13 protein-coding genes and 1 other RNA gene are annotated in these 17,856 nt (G+C 70.1%); 12 read left to right on the top strand and 2 right to left on the bottom strand.

Annotated features, from left to right (window positions below; all coding sequences use genetic code 11):
- Positions 1 to 4: 4 nt before the first annotated feature.
- Positions 5 to 325, bottom strand: coding sequence for a hypothetical protein (locus E4V01_RS11890; protein WP_135298469.1), 321 nt, complete (start codon positions 323 to 325; stop codon positions 5 to 7).
- Positions 326 to 440: 115 nt separating this feature from the next.
- Here E4V01_RS11890 and ligA point away from each other — a divergent pair, with 115 nt between their 5' ends.
- The 9 genes from ligA to murD all read left to right on the top strand — a co-directional run bounded on the left by ligA (position 441) and on the right by murD (position 12,744).
- Positions 441 to 2,885 carry an NAD-dependent DNA ligase LigA gene (gene ligA / locus E4V01_RS11885; protein ID WP_135298468.1) on the top strand — a complete coding sequence of 815 codons (2,445 nt, stop codon included), beginning with the start codon at positions 441 to 443 and terminating at the stop codon, positions 2,883 to 2,885.
- Between the two features lie 56 nt (positions 2,886 to 2,941).
- Positions 2,942 to 3,348, top strand: an RNA gene (rnpB, locus tag E4V01_RS11880) — RNase P RNA component class A.
- Between the two features lie 450 nt (positions 3,349 to 3,798).
- Positions 3,799 to 4,854: a 16S rRNA (cytosine(1402)-N(4))-methyltransferase RsmH gene (gene rsmH / locus E4V01_RS11875; RefSeq protein ID WP_135298467.1), complete on the top strand. Its 1,056-nt coding sequence runs from the start codon at positions 3,799 to 3,801 to the stop codon at positions 4,852 to 4,854.
- The gene (locus E4V01_RS11870) at positions 4,851 to 5,282 is read left to right on the top strand and encodes a hypothetical protein (RefSeq protein WP_060771891.1); all 432 of its coding nucleotides are present in this window, start codon (positions 4,851 to 4,853) and stop codon (positions 5,280 to 5,282) included. The genes rsmH and E4V01_RS11870 overlap by 4 nt, the downstream gene beginning before the upstream one ends.
- Positions 5,283 to 5,289: 7 nt before the next feature.
- A complete protein-coding gene (locus tag E4V01_RS11865; RefSeq protein WP_135298466.1) occupies positions 5,290 to 7,167 on the top strand; it encodes a penicillin-binding protein 2 in 1,878 nt (625 codons plus the stop codon).
- Between the two features lie 59 nt (positions 7,168 to 7,226).
- Complete coding sequence (locus tag E4V01_RS11860) at positions 7,227 to 8,705, top strand: UDP-N-acetylmuramoyl-L-alanyl-D-glutamate--2,6-diaminopimelate ligase (RefSeq protein ID WP_135298465.1); 1,479 nt, start codon at positions 7,227 to 7,229, stop codon at positions 8,703 to 8,705.
- Entirely contained in the window at positions 8,702 to 10,165 is a 1,464-nt protein-coding gene (locus E4V01_RS11855) for a UDP-N-acetylmuramoylalanyl-D-glutamyl-2,6-diaminopimelate--D-alanyl-D-alanine ligase (protein WP_135298464.1), read from the top strand. Before E4V01_RS11860 ends, E4V01_RS11855 begins: the two co-directional genes overlap by 4 nt.
- A gap of 105 nt (positions 10,166 to 10,270) precedes the next feature.
- Entirely contained in the window at positions 10,271 to 11,353 is a 1,083-nt protein-coding gene (gene mraY / locus E4V01_RS11850) for a phospho-N-acetylmuramoyl-pentapeptide-transferase (RefSeq protein ID WP_060771887.1), read from the top strand.
- 23 nt (positions 11,354 to 11,376) lie between these two features.
- A complete protein-coding gene (gene murD, locus E4V01_RS11845; protein WP_135298463.1) occupies positions 11,377 to 12,744 on the top strand; it encodes a UDP-N-acetylmuramoyl-L-alanine--D-glutamate ligase in 1,368 nt (455 codons plus the stop codon).
- Between the two features lie 34 nt (positions 12,745 to 12,778).
- Here the strand turns inward: murD and E4V01_RS11840 are convergent, their stop codons facing one another.
- Positions 12,779 to 14,671 (bottom strand): cation:proton antiporter, encoded by a 1,893-nt coding sequence (locus E4V01_RS11840; protein ID WP_135298462.1) that lies wholly within the window; start codon positions 14,669 to 14,671, stop codon positions 12,779 to 12,781.
- Between the two features lie 301 nt (positions 14,672 to 14,972).
- On the opposite strand from E4V01_RS11840, the gene E4V01_RS11835 reads away from it, so the two are divergent.
- The 3 genes from E4V01_RS11835 to E4V01_RS11825 all read left to right on the top strand — a co-directional run bounded on the left by E4V01_RS11835 (position 14,973) and on the right by E4V01_RS11825 (position 17,836).
- Complete coding sequence (locus tag E4V01_RS11835; RefSeq protein ID WP_135298461.1) at positions 14,973 to 16,211, top strand: ATPase; 1,239 nt, start codon at positions 14,973 to 14,975, stop codon at positions 16,209 to 16,211.
- A gap of 24 nt (positions 16,212 to 16,235) precedes the next feature.
- A complete protein-coding gene (locus E4V01_RS11830) occupies positions 16,236 to 16,889 on the top strand; it encodes a hypothetical protein (protein WP_060771883.1) in 654 nt (217 codons plus the stop codon).
- A 95-nt stretch (positions 16,890 to 16,984) separates the two neighbouring features.
- Positions 16,985 to 17,836 (top strand): MoxR family ATPase, encoded by an 852-nt coding sequence (locus E4V01_RS11825; RefSeq protein WP_060771882.1) that lies wholly within the window; start codon positions 16,985 to 16,987, stop codon positions 17,834 to 17,836.
- The last annotated feature ends 20 nt before the right edge of the window (positions 17,837 to 17,856 follow it).

Genomic DNA, 17,856 nt, shown 5'->3' with positions numbered 1-17,856 from the left:
GCGTCTACTGCTGCAACGCCTTCACCTCGCATTGCGCATAGTCCGAACTCGCCTTGACGTAGGCGTTGAGCTTCTGGACGTAAGCGCCTGCGATCCCTTGGAAAGCCTGCGCCTGGGCGTTGTAAGCCTTGATCGCGTCGTTGTAGCTGTAGGCCTCCCAGCCGGGGCAGCCGTCCTTCTTGTCGAGGCAGGCGGGCTTTTCGGGAAGCTTCGGCTTTTCCGGCCGCGCCTCCGCCGGCGGGGGCGTCGGCGGCGTGCACGGGGCGGCCAGCGCCGGGGCCGCGAGACCGGCCAGCGCCAATGCCGTGATGATGCGTCCTGCCATGATCCGTCCCCGCGCCGCCTGTCCGAGGGTTGTGACGGTCGAGTTGTGGCGGGAATGGGGTCGTGAAACCGCGAGCGTTAACGCACCGTCGTGCGAGATGCGGTAAACGCGGCTCATGCCGCGCACGCCCCTTTCCGCCGCCGTCGAAGCCCTCAGCGAGGAAGCCGCCCAGGCGCGCCATGCCGAGCTGTCGCGGGCGATCGAGCGGGCAAACGATCTCTACTACAACGAGGACGCGCCCGAACTCACGGACGCGGATTACGATGCCCTGCGCCAGGAGCTGGAGGCGATCGAGGCGCATTTCCCCGCGCTGACCGGCACCACCGAGGCGAGCGCGGGCGTCGGCGCCAAGCCTTCGGAGAAATTCGCCAAGGTCCGCCACGCGGTGCCGATGCTGTCGCTCGGCAACGCCTTCGCCGACGAGGACGTCGAGGAGTTCGTCGCCCGCGTGCGCCGCTTCCTGAACCTCCCGGCCGAGGCGGCGGTCGCCTTCACCGCGGAGCCGAAGATCGACGGGCTGTCGCTGTCGCTGCGTTACGAGGCGGGCCGGCTCGTCACCGCGGCGACGCGGGGCGACGGCGAGGTCGGCGAGAACGTCACCGCCAACGCGCTGACGGTGGACGACATCCCGGAAACGCTCTCCGGCGAGGGCATTCCCGACGTCCTGGAGGTGCGCGGCGAGGTCTACCTGTCGCACGCCGATTTCGCGGCCATCAACGCGCGCCAGGAGGCAGCGGGCAAGCCGCTCTTCGCCAATCCGCGCAACGCTGCGGCCGGGTCGCTGCGCCAGCTCGATCCGGCGATCACCGCCTCGCGCCCCTTGCGCTTCTTCGCCTATGCCTGGGGCGAGGTCTCCGAGCCCTTCGCCGACACGCAATCGGCGGTGTTGGAGCGGTTCCAAGGCTGGGGCTTGCCGGTGAACCCGCGGACCAAGCTGTGCCGCTCGGCCGAAGAGATGATCGCGCATTACCGCGCCATCGAGGCGGAGCGGGCGGGTCTCGGCTACGACATCGACGGCGTCGTCTACAAAGTGGACGACCTCGGCTTCCAGCGCCGACTCGGCTTCGTCAGCCGCGCGCCGCGCTGGGCGTTGGCACACAAATTCGCGGCGCAGGAGGCGATCACCGAACTCCTCGCCATCGACATCAATGTCGGCCGAACCGGCTCGCTCAACCCGCTGGCGCGGCTCAAGCCCGTCACCGTCGGCGGCGTGGTGGTCTCGAATGCGACGCTGCACAACGAGGGCTACGTGCAGGGCGTGGGCGCCGACGGCGAGCCGATCCGCGCGGGTCGCGACATCCGCGTCGGCGACACCGTGATCGTGGTGCGCGCGGGCGACGTCATCCCGAAGGTGCGGGACGTGGTGCTCGACAAGCGCCCGGCCGATGCGGTGCCCTACGTCTTCCCGGACACCTGCCCGGCCTGCGGCAGCCGGGCCGTGCGTGAACTCAACCCGCGTACGAAAAAGCTCGACGCGATCCGCCGTTGCACCGGCGGGCTGATCTGCCCGGCGCAGGGGGTCGAGCGGCTGAAGCACTTCGTCTCGCGCAACGGCTTCGACCTCGAAGGGTTCGGCCAGACCTATATCGAGGTGCTGTTCGAGGCCGGTCTCGTGAAGCAGCCCGCCGACCTGTTCCGGCTGGAGTTCGAGCCCCTGAAGGCGGCGATCGTCGCCCGGCGCGAAGCGCTGTCCGCGCAGCGCCGCACCGAGGGCGAGCCGGCGCCGAAGAAACCGACCAAGAAGAAGGGTGAGGAGGAGGACAAGGCGATCAAGAACCTGCTTGCCTCGCTCGACGCCCGCCGAAAAATCCCGCTCAACCGCTTCCTGTTCGCCCTCGGCATCCCGCAGATCGGCGAATCGACGGCCAAGGCGCTGGCCAAGCGCTTTCCCGACATGCCCGCTCTGAGGGCGGCCCTCGCGGCGGCGACGCGGGAGCAGGCGGGCCAGGACTGGCTCGAGCTCTCGGCGCTCCCGCGGATCGGACCCGGCACCCGCGACCGGCTGTTCGAGACCCTCGATCCACTGCCCGGCGAGGCGATGCAGGACCTCAGCCTCGGCGCCCGCCTGCGGGGGCGGCTCACGCCATCCCAGCGCGAGGCGGTGCTTGCCCATTACGGCAGCGAGGACAGGGCCGACGCGGCGCTGGAGCGGGCGGCCTCCCAGCGGCCCGGCGACGCCTACCGGCTATTCGCAGACGACGGCGAGATCGGCCCCGTCGCCACGGATTCGCTGATCCAGTTCTTCTCCGAGCCGCATAACGATGCGGCGGTGCGGGCGCTGCTCGAAGAGGTGGGAACCGAGCCGCTTGCGGCCACGACCTCGGCGGCGGCGTTCGCCGGCAAGACGGTGGTGTTCACCGGCACCCTCGAAAAGATGACCCGCAGCGAGGCCAAGGCCACCGCCGAGCGCCTGGGCGCCAAGGTCTCCGGCTCGGTCTCGGCCAAGACCGACCTCGTGGTCGCCGGCCCCGGCGCCGGCTCGAAGCTCAAGGACGCCGAGCGTCACGGGGTGAAAGTGGTCTCGGAGGACGATTGGCTGGCGATGTTGGCGGAGGCGTGAATAAACGCTGCCATGCCTTGACCCCGCGCCCCCCGCGGCGCAATCCGTGCCCCGGATCAGCCGGCCGGGCAGCCGCTCCGTCGTCAGACGGGGAGGAAAGTCCGGGCTCCATGGAGAGGCGGTGCCGGATAACCTCCGGCGGGGGCGACCCCAGGGACAGTGCCACAGAGAGCAGACCGCCTTGCTGAAGGCTCGTCCTTCGCAAGGTCAGGGTGAAAGGGTGCGGTAAGAGCGCACCGCGGACGCGGCAACGCGGACGGCACGGCAAACCCCACCGGGAGCAAAACCGAATAGGGGCGACACGCCGCTCCCCGCGAGGGGAGGGCAGGCCCTCTCTCCAGGCTCGTCGCCCGGGTTGGTTGCTCGAGGCGGCCGGTAACGGACGTCCCAGAGGAATGGCTGCCACGTCCGTGAGTTCGTCTCACGGGCCCTACAGAACCCGGCTTACAGGCCGGCTGATCCACCCGATCCAACCGACGCGCGCGCTCCCGCGCCCGTTGGCGCAAGTGCTTCCCGAGTTTCGGGAATTCCGCCGCAGCGCATCCACCGCCGGGGGCGTGAGTTGCCATGGCGCCGCTTGGTAAACGTCAAGAAAACATCCCGATCATTGACGCTCGGTTAACCTTGATACGGTCAGATCAGAGCTGCCTGCATGGTCAAGCTCGTTGACGCGTTTCGAGGGCCCATGTTACCCCGCGCCATCCCGTTGACGCCCTGTTCTGGATCGGCCAACACTCGCTCAGGTTGCCTCGCGGGACTGCGCGCGCATGGCCGGAGCCGCTCGCGGATCGGCGTCGCCACATCTCGGGCCGCCCTGCGGTCCGTCCATTCAGCAGGCTCCCATGATGCATCCCCCGCCGGGTGGCGCCCGAGCTCTCTACGGATTCCGCGAGAGCGCCGTGGGGCGATGCCGATGAGCCGGGCGCCGCGCACGCCGAGAGCCGAGTTGCCGAAGGGCGAGCAGGCTCGCCACGTTCCCGTCCTGCTCGCCGAGGTCCTCGCCGCGCTCTCCCTCGACCGGCCGGGCCTGGCCGTGGACGGCACCTTCGGAGCGGGCGGCTACACCCGCGCGCTGCTCGATGCCGGGCCGGAGGTGCGCGTGATCGCCATCGATCGCGATCCCACCGCGATCCGGGGCGGAGCGGATCTCGTGAATGCCTCCGGGGGCCGCCTGCGGCTGGTCCAGGGCCGGTTCGGCGATCTCGACACGCTCATCACCGATCAGGACGAGGCGCAGGCCGACTGGGTCGTGCTCGATATCGGCGTGTCCTCGATGCAGATCGACGAGGCGCAGCGCGGGTTCTCGTTCCGGCAGGACGGGCCTCTCGACATGCGCATGGGCGGGGAGGGGCCCTCGGCGGCCGATCTCGTGAACGGCGAGGAGGAGACCACGCTCGCCGACATCCTCTACTATTTCGGCGAGGAGCGCCGCTCGCGGGCGGTGGCCCGTGCCATCGTCGAGGCGCGGCGCCGCGCTCCGATCGAGACCACGGCGCAACTCGCCGACCTCGTGGCGAGCGTGGTCCGGCCCGAGCCCGGCAGCCCGATCCACCCGGCGACGCGCAGCTTCCAGGGCCTGCGCATCGCGGTGAACGACGAACTCGGCGAGCTGGTGCGCGGCCTGCACGCCGCCGAGCGGGTGCTCAAGCCCGGCGGCCGGCTCGCGGTGGTGACGTTCCATTCGCTGGAGGACCGCATCGTCAAGCAGTTCTTCTCCGCCCGCAGCGGCCGGGCGGCGCAAGCCTCCCGGCACGTCCCGGGCGTTGAGCGGCCGGCACCCAAGAGCTTCAAGCTGGTGACCAAGGGTCCGGTGCTGCCCTCGGAAGCGGAAACGGACGTCAACCCACGGTCGCGTTCGGCCAAGCTACGCGCCGGCGAGCGGACCGACGCACCCGCGCCGCCGCCTCTGAGCGCCATCGAAACGCTGGCGAGCCTGCCGGCTCCACAGGGACGGGGGCCACGGCGGTGATCCGGCTTCTCAACGTGCTGGCGATCGTCGGGCTGATCTGCTCGGCGGTCTACGCCTACTCGACCAAGTACGACACGCTCTATCAGGCGGGTCAGGTCTCCAAGCTGAAGACCGGCCTGCACAAGGAGCGGCAGGCCATCGCCGTGCTGCGCGCCGAATGGCAGCTTCTCACCCGCCCGGACCGGCTCCAGGCGGCGGTCGAGCGGCATCTCACCCTGGAGCCGATCGGCAACGGGCATCTCGCCCGGCTCTCCGACCTGCCGAACCGGCCCGACCGCGGCGACGAGATCGGCCGCCTGCTCGCCTCCACGGCGACTCCGACCGTGACCCCGACGGACAGACCGGGGAGCGCCCGCGACGAGCCGCGCACCACCGGCTCCGTCACCACCCGCACCGTCTCCACCCGCCCGCCCGCGGTTTCGAGGTAGCGTCCCCGTGTCCCACGATCCTTCCCAGGAAGATCCGTCGCAGGAAGGTCCGTCACGGGGCCTGCAGCACGCGCAGCCGGACGCGCGCGCGACTGACGCCGCCGTGCCGGAGCCGGGTGCGGACCGGGTGGTGGCGAGCGAGCCGCCGGTCTCGGCGCTGACGCGGCTCACCCGGATCATGTTCCGTCTCGCCATCGAGCGCTCGCATGCCCGCGTGGCACTGGTCGGCCTCGCCTTCACGGCGGTGTTCGTCACCATCAGCGTGCGGCTGATCGTGATGGCGGCGACGCCTGCGAGCAACAGCGACGAGCACCGGGTGGCGGCCGCCGCCACCACCACGATCCGCCCGGACATCATCGACCGCAACGGCGAGATCCTGGCCACCGACATCCGCACCGTCTCGGTCTTTGCCGAGCCGAAGCGGATGGTGCGCACCTTCGACACCGACGAGGCGGTCGAACTGCTGACCGCGGTGCTGCCCGAGCTGAACGCGGCGGAGCTGCGCGCCAAGCTGTCCTCGAAGAAGGGCTTCGTCTGGATCAAGCGCGAGATCACGCCGAAGCAGCAGCTCGAAGTCCACCGCCTCGGCATCCCCGGCGTCGGCTTCCTGCCCGACCACAAGCGCGTCTACCCGAACGGGGTCGCGGCCGCGCATGTCATCGGCGCGACGAACCTCGACAATATCGGCATCGCCGGCATCGAAAAGTATATCGACAACCGCGGCAACAAGGCGCTCAACGAGTTCGGCCTCGTCGCCAAGCAGACCGACCTCTCGCCGATCCAGCTCTCCCTCGACCTGCGCGCCCAGTTCGCCCTGCGCGACGAACTCGTGAAGGGCGTGGAGAAGTTCAAGGCCAAGGCCGGCGCCTCGATGATCCTCGACGTGACCACCGGCGAGGTCGTCGCGCTCGCCTCCTATCCGGATTTCGACCCGAACGAGCCGAAGGACGCGCTCTCGGACGACCGCATCAACCGGATGAATGTCGGCGTCTACGAGATGGGCTCGACCTTCAAGGCGATGACGCTCGCCATGGCGCTAGATTCCGGCAAGTACAACGTCAACTCCACCTTCGACACCCGCGGCGGCGTGCTGCACTGGGGCCGTCAGAAGATCCACGACTACCACGCCACCGGGCGCGTGCTGACGATGCCGGAGGTGTTCACCCACTCCTCCAACATCGGCTCGGCCAAGATGGCGCTGGGCGTCGGCGTGCCCGGCCACCGCGCCTTCCTCAAGAAGATGGGCCTGCTCGACCGGATGCGGACCGAGCTGCCGGAATCGGCCGCGCCGATCCTTCCGCCGCGCTGGGCCGAGATCAACACCATCACCATCGCCTTCGGCCACGGCATCGCGGTGGCGCCGATCCAGGCGGCGGCGGCGGTGGCCGCGATCATCAACGGCGGCGACCTGATGACGCCGACCTTCCTGAAGACCGACGAGCCGACCGCGCGGGGCAAGGCCAGCCACGTGATGAAGCCGGAGGCCAGCGAGGCGATGCGCTTCATCATGCGCCTCAACGCCGTCGAGGGCTCGGCCAAGAAGGCGTCGATCCCGCTCTACTACGTCGGCGGCAAGACCGGCACGGCGGAGAAGGTCATCAACGGGCGCTACGCCAAGAACCGCCTGTTCACGACGTTCATGGCGGCGGCCCCCATGGACAAGCCGAAATACCTGTTCCTGACGATCATGGACGAGCCGCAGGGCCTGCCCGAGACCGGCGGCTACGCCACGGCCGCCTACAATTCCGGCACGGTGACGGGCAAGATCATCGAGCGGGCCGCGCCGATCCTCGGGCTGGCACCGCGCTTCGATCCGCCGGTGAAGCCGTTCCCGCTGATGGTAAAGCTCGGCGCCTACCATGCGACCATGGTGGACGGGCAGTGACGGCAGCCTGTACCCGGTCGGCCTGACCCGCACGGACGCTTCCGAGGATTGTTTTGCCGATGAGCCAGCCGACGCCTGACGACCGGACTCTCGGGGCGCTGTTCCCGGAGGCGGACGCGGCCATCGCCGGCCGTCCCGTCGCCGGCCTCACCGCCGACAGCCGCAAGGTCGTACCCGGCGGCGTGTTCGTGGCGGTGCCCGGCACCGCCGCCGACGGACGCCGCTTTGCCGCCGCCGCCGCAGCAGCCGGCGCGGTCGCCGTGGCCGGGGAGGGGACGCGCCCGGCAGACCTGCCCGAGGCGACCGCCTGGATCGAAGTCGCGGATGCCCGCCGGGCGCTGGCCCTCGCCGCCGCCCGCCTCTCCGGTCGTCAGCCCGAGACGGTGGTCGCGGTCACCGGCACCAGCGGCAAAAGCTCGGTCGCCGACTTCGTGCGGCAGATCCTGTCACGCCTCGGGCGGGAAGCGGCAAGCCTCGGCACCGTCGGCATCGTCACCAACCGGGGGGCGGAATACGGCTCGCTGACGACGCCCGACCCCGTCACGCTGCACGAGACCCTGGCGCGCCTGGCGGAGGAGGGCATCACCGATCTGGCCATGGAGGCTTCCTCCCACGGCATCGAGCAGCGCCGCCTCGACGGGGTGGAACTGACGGCCGCCGCCTTCACCAATCTCGGCCGCGACCACCTCGATTATCACCCCACCATCGAGGACTATCTCGATGCCAAGCTCCGCCTGTTCACGACGCTGCTGCCGAAGGGCCGTCCGGTCGTCGTCAATGCGGACGGCGCCTATGCCGAGCGCGTCATCGGCGTGGCCGACGCCCCCGGCCACGTCATCCGCACCACGGGGCGCGGCGGCGACTTCATCCGCCTCGTCGAGGCCGGAACGGAGGGTTTTGCGCAGAGCCTGACGCTCGCCCACGACGGCAAGGACTATCGCGTGCGCCTGCCGCTGGTCGGCGGCTTCCAGGTCGAGAACGCCCTGGTCGCGGCGGGCCTCGCCCTGGCGACGCCAGCGGGTCAGACCGATCCGGCCGGCGTCTTCGCCGCGCTCGAAGGGCTCACCGGCGTGCCGGGCCGCATGGAACGGATCGGCGAAGCGAACGGGGGCTTGTGCCTCGTCGATTACGCCCACAAGCCGGAAGCCCTGGAGCATGTGCTGACCGCGCTCCGCCCCTTCGCCAGCGGGCGCCTCGTCGTCGTGTTCGGCTGCGGTGGCAACCGCGACGCCGGCAAGCGGCCGATCATGGGCGCGATCGCCGCGCGCCTCGCCGACCGGGTCATCGTCACCGACGACAACCCCCGCAACGAGGAGCCCGCCGCGATCCGCGCCGCCATCCTCGCCGCAGCGCCGGGCGCGGAGGAGATCGGCGACCGGGCCGAGGCGATCCGCGCGGGCGGGCGGGACCTGCGAGCCGGCGACGTGCTGGTGGTGGCCGGCAAAGGACATGAAACCGGCCAGATCGTCGGGCCACGCGTGCTCCCGTTCTCGGATCACGACACCCTGCGCGCCGCGATCGCGGAGTTGAACGGATGACCGACGCCCCCCTCTGGACCCCTGCCGCCCTGGAGGCGGCCACCGGCGGGCGCCTGATCGGCGCGCCGCGTGCCGTCACCGGCGCCTCGATCGACACCCGCAGCCTGGAACCCGGCGACCTGTTCTTCGCCATCCGCGGCGAGGCGCGCGACGGGCACGACTTCGTGCCGGCCGCCCTCGGGAAAGGGGCGGGCGCCGCCGTGGTCTCCGCGTCGCGCGCCAGCGAATTCGCGGATGCCGGTCCCGTTCTCGCCGTGCCGGGTGAGGGCGACGATCCGGTTCTGGACGCGATGCGTCGCCTTGGTCTGGCCGCGCGCGCCCGCACCGGGGCGGCGATCGTCGCGGTGACCGGCTCCGTCGGCAAGACCGGTACCAAGGAAGCGCTGCGCCACGTGCTCTCGGCGCAAGGCGCCACGCACGCCTCGGTCGCCTCCTACAACAACCATTGGGGCGTGCCGCTGACGCTGACGCGGATGCCGGAGGCCACCCGCTTCGGCGTGTTCGAGATCGGCATGAACCACGGCGCCGAGATCCTGCCGCTGACCGCGATGGTGCGGCCGGACGTGGCGCTGATCACCACGGTCGAGCCGGTGCATATCGAGCATTTCCGCTCGCTCTCGGCCATCGCCGACGCCAAGGGCGAGATCTTCTCAGGACTCAAGCCCGGCGGCGTCGCGGTGATCAACCGCGACAACCCGAACTACGAACGCCTGCTCGCCCACGCGCACGCCTCCCGGGCGGGGCGCGTCATCACCTTCGGCGAGCATGCGGCGGCGGATGTGCGCGCCCACCGCATCCTCACCCGCCCCGACGTCTCGGTGGTCGATGCCAGCGTGATGGGCGTGCCCCTGACCTACCAGCTCGGCACGCCGGGCCGGCACGTCGCGATGAACTCGCTCGGCGTGCTGGCCTGCATCCACGCGCTCGGCGCCGACCTCGCCCGCGCCGCCCTTTCGCTGGCGAGCCTCAAGCCGCCGGTCGGGCGCGGCGAGCGCACCGCGCTTCGGATCGGAGACGGCGAGGCCTTCCTCGTCGATGAGAGCTACAACGCCAATCCCGCCTCGATCCGCGCGGCGCTGGCGACGCTCGCCGGCATCGACACCGGTGCCAAGGGCCGGCGCATCGCCGTGCTCGGCGACATGAAGGAGCTTGGCGCGACCGGGGAAGCGCTGCACCGCGAACTGGCGGATTCGGTTGCCGCGAACGGCATCGACCTCGTCTTCGCCGTCGGCCCCCTGATGGCGCACCTGTTCGAGGCGCTGCCGATACCGGTGCGGGGGACGGCCGCGCCGGCCGCCGAGGACGTCACCGACGCCGTCCTCGCGACCCTGCGGCCGGGCGATGCCGTGATGGTCAAGGGCTCCAACTCCATGCGCATGGTCCGCATTGTCGAAGCGGTCAAAGCCCGCTACGCGGTCGCGCCGGACGCGCGCGAAGCCTCGCTGAACGCGGTTCGCTAAGCTTCACTCCATCGGCCGGGCCCTCGCGCCCGGCCGTTCCATCCGGCCGCGCGCAACGCCGTGCCGGGCGTGTCGACAAAGAACCTGCCGCGGGCGGACGAACGCATGCTCTATCTGCTGTCGGAACTGAGCGGCACGCTCACGCCTCTCAACGTGTTCCGCTACATCACCTTCCGCACCGGCGGCGCGCTGTTCACGGCGGGCTTCTTCGTGTTCTGGTTCGGGCCCTGGATCATCTCGCTGCTGCGCCTGCGCCAGGGCAAGGGCCAGCCGATCCGCGAGGACGGTCCGGCCAGCCACCTGACCAAGCGCGGCACGCCGACCATGGGCGGCCTGATGATTCTGGCCGGCGCCGTGGTCTCGATCCTGCTCTGGACCAACCCGCACAACCACTACGTCTGGGTGACGCTCGCAGTGACCCTCGGCTTCGGCGCGATCGGCTTCTACGACGACTACCTCAAGGTCACGAAGCAATCGCACAAGGGCTTCTCGGGCCGCTTCCGCTTGGCTCTCGAATTCGCGATCGCGGGCGCAGCCTGCCTGATGATCTCGCTCTACTCGCCCGCCGGACTGCAGAACCAGCTCGCCTTCCCCGTCCTCAAGGACACGCTGCTGAACCTCGGCTGGTTCTGGGTGCCGTTCGCCGCCTTCGTGATCGTGGGGGCGGGCAACGCGGTCAACATCACCGACGGGCTCGATGGGCTCGCCATCGTCCCCGTCATGATCGCCTGCGCCACCTTCGGCGTGATCGCCTACCTCGTCGGCAACGTCATCTATGCCGGCTACCTGCAGGTGAACTACGTGCGCGACACCGGCGAACTCGCCGTGGTCTGCGGCGCGGTGATCGGGGCAGGGCTCGGCTTCCTGTGGTTCAACGCGCCGCCCGCGCAGATCTTCATGGGTGATACCGGCTCGCTCGCGCTCGGCGGCCTGCTCGGCACCATCGCCGTGGCAGCCAAGCACGAGATCGTGCTTGCCATCGTCGGCGGCCTGTTCGTGCTGGAGATCATGTCGGTGATCATCCAGGTCGTCTCGTTCAAGCTCACGGGCAAACGCGTCTTCCGCATGGCGCCGATCCACCACCACTTCGAGCAGAAGGGCTGGAAGGAGCCGCAGGTCGTGATCCGCTTCTGGATCATCGCCGTCATCCTGGCGCTGGTCGGGCTCGCCACGCTGAAGCTGCGCTGAGCCGGGACGAGAGACAACAAACCATGACGCCAGCCACCACCTTCGCCGGCCGGAAGCTCGCCCTGTTCGGCCTCGGCGGGTCCGGGCTCGTCACCGTCCGTTCGCTGCTGGCCGGCGGCGCCGACGTGCTGGCCTGGGACGACAACGCGGGCAGCCGCGACCGCGCCCGCGAGCAGGGCATCACCGTCACCGATCTCAACGAAGCCGATTGGTCGGGCTTCGAAGCCCTGGTGCTGGCGCCCGGCGTGCCGCTGACGCATCCCGAGCCGCACTGGACGGTGGGGCTCGCGCGGCAGGCCGGCATCCCGATCATCGGCGACATCGAGATTTTCTGCCGCGAGCGTGCGGCCCTGGCGCCCGACGCAGCCTTCGTGGCCATCACCGGCACCAACGGCAAATCCACCACCACGGCGCTCACCGCCCACCTGCTGCGCCATGCCGGGCGCGACGTGCAGATGGGCGGCAACATCGGCACCGCGATCCTGTCGCTGGAGCCGCCCGCGGCAAACCGCGTTCACGTGGTCGAACTGTCCTCGTTCCAGATCGACCTGACGCCCTCGCTCAAGCCCGGCGTCGGCATCCTGCTCAACCTGACGCCGGACCATCTCGACCGTCACGGCACCATGGAGAACTACGCCGCGATCAAGGAGCGGCTTGTGGCGGGCGCGGACCTCGCCGTGATCAGCGTCGATGACCCCTACTGCGCAGCGATCGCCGCGCGCCGCACGGGCGAGCGCATCCGCCTCCATGTCGAGGGGCACGGCGATGCGGCGGGCGACTATGTCGGTGCCGACGGTACGGTGCGCGGGCCTGACGGCGCCGTGATCGCGGAGGTCTCCGGCATCCAGGCCCTGCTCGGCGACCACAACCTCCAGAACGCCGCCGCGGCGGTCGCCGCCGCGATCCGGCTCGGCCTCAGCAGCACGGAGATCGCAGCGGGGCTCAAGAGCTTTCCCGGCCTCGCTCACCGGATGGAGCCGCTGCGCCGCATCGGCCGGACGCTGTTCGTCAACGATTCCAAGGCGACCAATGCCGATTCGACCGAGAAGGCACTGCTGGCCTTCCGCGACATCCACTGGATCGTCGGCGGCAAGGCGAAGGAGGGCGGCATCGAGCCGTTGGCGCCGCTGTTCGACCGCGTCGCCCATGCCTACCTGATCGGCGCATCGAGCGAGGCCTTCGCCGCGACGCTGGAGGGACGCGTCGCCGTCACCCGCTGCGGCACGCTGGAGGCCGCGACCGAGGCGGCGGCGCGGGCCGCCCACGCATCCGGCACCGAGGCCCCCGTCGTGCTGCTGTCGCCGGCCTGCGCCTCCTACGATCAGTTCCCGAATTTCGAGGTCCGCGGCGACCGTTTTCGGACCCTGGTCGCCGCGCTGCCGGACGCCTGAGAGCGGGCCCGAGCCCGCTCAGGCGCTCTTCCACTCAGGCGCTCTTGCCGACCGGCCGCGGGCTCGGGGCCGGTTCGGCAGCCTTGGCCTCGGACGGCGTCTCGCGTCCCTTGCCGACCGTGCGGCGGGCGCGGAAGACGGGCCGCGCCTCCGCTTCCCGGCGCTTGAGCATGGTGCGGAACTCGTCGCGCCGCTCGTGGATCGAGGCGATGACGTTGCCCATCGGCACGCCGACATCGACCAGCACGGCCTCCGAGAGCTGGAGCGAGGCCTCGATCGTCTCGGGCACCGCGTCGTCGACGCCCATCTCGTAGAGCTGCGTGGCATGGCGCGCGTCGCGGGCGCGGGCGACGATGGTAAGGTCCGGCCGCTCGGCGCGGGCGGCCTGCACCACGGCCTCCACGGCACGGGGATTGTCGAGGGTCACCACCAGCGCGCGGGCCGTGGCGATGTCGCAGCGGCGCAGCATCTCCGTGTTGGCCGAATCACCGAAATAGACCGGGCTGCCGAGCCGGCGCTGTTCGGCGACACGGGCGGGGTCCGAATCGACGGCGATGTGGGAAATCGCGTGGCGCTTGAGCATCTCGCTGACGAGCCGCCCGACCCGGCCATAGCCCGCGATGATCACCCGATTCTGCTCCGGCTCCGGCACCGGCTCGGCCTGCGCCGGACCGACCTGCTGCTTCGAAGCGCGGCCGCCGATGCGGCGGCCGAGCGCCGCGAGGCCGGGAATCGCGATCATGGTGACGGTGGTGACGATGAGGGCGGCGCCGCCCACCGGCTCCGGTACGAGTCCCGTCGCCATCGCGCCGCCGATCAGCACGAAGGCGAACTCGCCGCCGGGGCCGATCAGCAGGGCCGCCTCCAGGGCGACCGAACGGGACAGCTTCATGATGCGAGCGCCGACGAGCACCACGGCGCCCTTGATGACGAGGAGCCCGACCGACAGGCCGAGGATCGCGCCCGGCGCCGAGATGAGCTGGGCCGGATCGAGATTCATGCCGACCGAGACGAAGAACACCCCAAGCAGGAGCCCCTTGAACGGATCGATGGTCGCCTCGATGGCGCGGCGATACTCGGTTTCGGCGAGCAGCAGGCCGGCGACGAAAGCGCCGAGCGTCATCGACAGGCCGCTGCCCGCCGCGACCAGGGCGGTCGCCACGATGACGAGCAGGCAGGCCGCCATGAACAATTCCGGCGAGCGCGTGCGCGCGACGAGATGGAAGAGCGGGCGCAGCGCGACCCGGCCGGCCACCACGATCACGGCGAGGGCGATCGCCGCCTGTCCGAGCGCCAGGGCGAGTGCGGCCCCGAGGTCGCCGCCATCCTTGCGGCCGAGCACGGCGATAGCGAACAGGATCGGGGCGACCGCCAGATCCTGAAACAGCAGGATCGCGAAACTGGTGCGTCCGGCCGGCGTGCCGAGCCGCTTCTGCTCGGCGAGCACCGGCAGCACCACGGCGGTGGAGGACAGGGCGAGCGCCAGTCCCACCAGCACCGCCCCGGCCACCGGCTGATCCAGGGCGACGAGGATGCCAGCGATCACCGCGGCGGAGGCGATCACCTGGATCGCGCCGAGGCCGAAGACGAGCCGGCGCAGCACCCGCAGGCGCTCCCAGGACAGCTCGATCCCGATCATGAACATCAGGAAGATGACGCCGAACTCGGCCAGATGCGCGATCTCCGCGCGGTTGCCGATGGTGAAGGGCGCGAGCCAGGGATGCGCGTCGGCGAAGCGCCCGAGGCCGAACGGCCCGAGCAGCGCGCCCGCGCCGATGAAGCCGAGCACGGGACTGACCCGCAGGCGGTGGAACAGCGGCACGACGATGCCGGCGGTGACAAGAAAGAGGATCGCCTCCCGGTAGCCGCCCGCATGCGCGCCGGCTTCCGCGGCGATCTGGGTTCCGGCCTGCACGGGGTCGGTCATCGGGCTGATACGCTGCCGCCTTGAGGGGAGAGAGGGGCGGCCCGGCTCCCTGCATCTTCGATGCCGCGGGAGGGACCGGCGGCATCATGGGCGGCGAGCCGGTGGCGGAGCAACCGTTTTCCGTGACGACCGGCCGTTTTCGCGCCCGCTTCACCCGCGGCGGCCGCGGCAGGCCGCCATCCACCGCTCATCGATCGGGCCGGCACAACTTCGGCACAATACGCTCTTACGCTCGGGTAACGCGATGTTAGGGGATGGCAGGTCCGCCGCTCAGCCGGAGGCCCGCAGCGATCTGAGGCCCATGAAGTTCTGGCCCATGAAATTCTTGTCCGACACGCCTCCGAGCCGCGACGTGCAGCGCGAGCGGCGCGAATGGATGCTCGACCAGCAGCGCTGGAAGCACCAGCGCGACATCGAGCGCGGCTACCGCATCAAGTGGGGCTACGTCGCCATCGCCTATCTCGTCGAGTTCATGGTGATCGGCGCCTCGCTCTGGGGCGCGTGGCTGTTCGCGGGCACCTACAGCGACGGCGACGACCGCGCCTTCTACTTCATGCTGCTGGCACCATTGGTCTACGCCGCGGTGGAACTGTGCCGGGTGCCGCTCGGCATCCTGGCGCGGACCCAGCGCTCGTGGTTCGTGAAGGGGCTTGCCATCATCGGCATCATCTTCGCCGCGGGCGTCACCACCAAATCGGTGTCGCAGCTCGGCGAGATGATGTTCCATCCCCGCCTGATGGATGCGGCCAAGGCCAAGACCGCCCTCAAGGACGCCCAGGCCGACCGCGACAGCATCGACACGCGCATCGCCGCCGCCAACGCCCGGGTCGAGCAGTACACGAACGAGCTGGAGCAGATCGAGCGGCGCTCGGCCGAGAACGCGTCGCAACTCGCAGGTCTTCCGGCCCAGCGCTGCGAGCGCGTCTACGGCACCAACAGCCGCGGCATGCGCTACTCGAACCTGAAATGCGTCACCGACCCGCGCACCGCGACGCTCAACGCCGCGGTGGCCAAGGCGGGTAGCGACCGGGGCGCCATCGTCAAGGAGCTGGAAGAGGCCCGCAAGGCCCGCACCGCCCTCGACCGCGGCGCGACCGACCGCAAGGTGGCCGATGCCGAGCAGGCCTACCGCAACTCGGTCAACCGCTCGCAGCTCCACTCCTTCACCGCCATGGTCTACGGCGTCGATCCGATCGACGTGACCGACGCGCAGGTCCACGCCTTCCTGCGCATCTTCGTGTTCGTGCCCGCGCTCTGCGCCGCCTTCGCCTCGACGATTCTGGCCCTCTCGGCGGTCTCGGTGCGCAAGACCTTCATGGACGAGGACGACCTCGGCGCCGCCGTGAACCCGGAGGCCACGCCCTACCTGCTCGCCTCCATCGCCGACGGCGTGCGCCAGGAGATGGCGCTGGCCCAGCCGAGACCGATGACGCGCGACGCCTCGGTGATCCCGCTGGAGCGGCGCACGGCCCCCGTGGTGCCGCCGCCCCCGCCGCCCGCCAACACCTCCGGCAACGCCGCCACCGGCGCCACCGCGTAAGCCCATCCAGTCGAGCGCCCGGCCATGAGCATCCACACCGAGGGTACGCACGAGAACATCGTGCTCGCGCAGCACGTCAACGGCCGGCTCAGGGCGGAGGCGCGGATGCATTTCGCCCGCGCCTTCCTGCTGCGGGCGATCGGAGCCGGCGCCTTCTCGGCGCTCGCCGGGATCGGCATCGGCGCGGCCTGCTACGGCTACGCCTACATGAACCAGTTCGACTCGGCCGCCGAGAAGATCGCCAGCGCGATGCAGGCCGCGCTCTCCGACGTGACGCTGAAGACCAAGGGCGAGGTCACCCTCACCGACAACACCCTGAAGCTCGAAGGGCTGCCGGCGCAGAAGGCCAACGCGGTGCCGACACCGACCAAGGCGCAGCTCGGCACCGACGCCGCCCCGGCCTCGCAGGCGCCGGTGAACACGACCTTCACGGTGTTCAAGCAGGTGCCCTATCTCGACGGGCAGATCGTGACGGGTTGGAACTTCAAGGCCAACGAGGAGCGGCCGTTCCAGCAATATTGCTACTTCTCCCGTCGCTCGAACGAGACCAAGGGGCAGGTCGAGATCAAGATCGACCTCGCCATGGACGGCAAGACACTGCCCCAGCCGCAGAAGTCGGACGTGAATCTGGGGATTCTGGCCTCGAACTGCGTGTGGCACGACGGAAAGACGTTGTGAGGAAACGCCCCGGGCATCGACCGCCGCGCGAGCGGTTGCCGACCCGCTTCGCCTCGGGTTAGTCCGCTCCGATCCCCCTCCCGACGCGAGGCTCCATGCGCTTCACCGGAACCGAGTCCTACGTCGCGCCGCCCGATCTCACCACGGCGGTCAACGCGGCGATCGTGCTGGAGCGCCCGCTCCTGGTGAAGGGCGAGCCCGGCACCGGCAAGACGGTGCTGGCCGAGGAGATCGCCCGGGGCTTGAGCGCGCCGCTGCTGACCTGGAACATCAAGTCCACGACCAAGGCGCAGCAGGGCCTCTACGAGTACGACGCCGTCTCGCGGCTGCGCGACTCGCAACTCGGCGACCCGCGGGTGTCGGACATCGCCAACTACATCCGCCGCGGCAAGCTATGGGAGGCGTTCACCGCCCCGCAGCGTCCCGTGCTGCTCATCGACGAGATCGACAAGGCCGACATCGAGTTCCCCAACGACCTGCTGACCGAACTCGACCGGATGGAGTTCCACGTCTACGAGACCGGCGAGACGATCCGCGCCGACATCCGCCCCATCGTCATCATCACCTCGAACAACGAGAAGGAGCTGCCGGACGCCTTCCTGCGCCGCTGCTTCTTCCACTACATCAAGTTCCCCGATGCCGAGACGTTGAAGGCTATCGTCGAGGTGCATTATCCGGGCATCAAGCACCGCCTCGTCGAAGAGGCTTTGCGGGTGTTCCTGGAGACCCGCGAGGTGCCGGGCCTCAAGAAGAAGCCTTCGACCTCCGAATTACTCGACTGGCTCAAGCTCCTCGTCTCCGAGGACGTCCAGCCCGAGACCCTGCGCGAGCGCGACGGCCGCAAGCTGATTCCGCCGCTGCACGGCGCGCTCCTCAAGAACGAGCAGGACGTGAGCCTGTTCGAGAAGCTCGCCTTCATGATGCGGCGCGAAGGGCGGGGCGGGTGACGGACCGCCTCGGCGCCCCA

The organism is Methylorubrum sp. Q1, assembly GCF_004683995.1.
Taxonomy (GTDB): domain Bacteria; phylum Pseudomonadota; class Alphaproteobacteria; order Rhizobiales; family Beijerinckiaceae; genus Methylobacterium.
The sequence above is the reverse complement of the archived record's forward strand: the minus strand, read 5'-3'. Positions and strand labels throughout refer to the sequence as shown.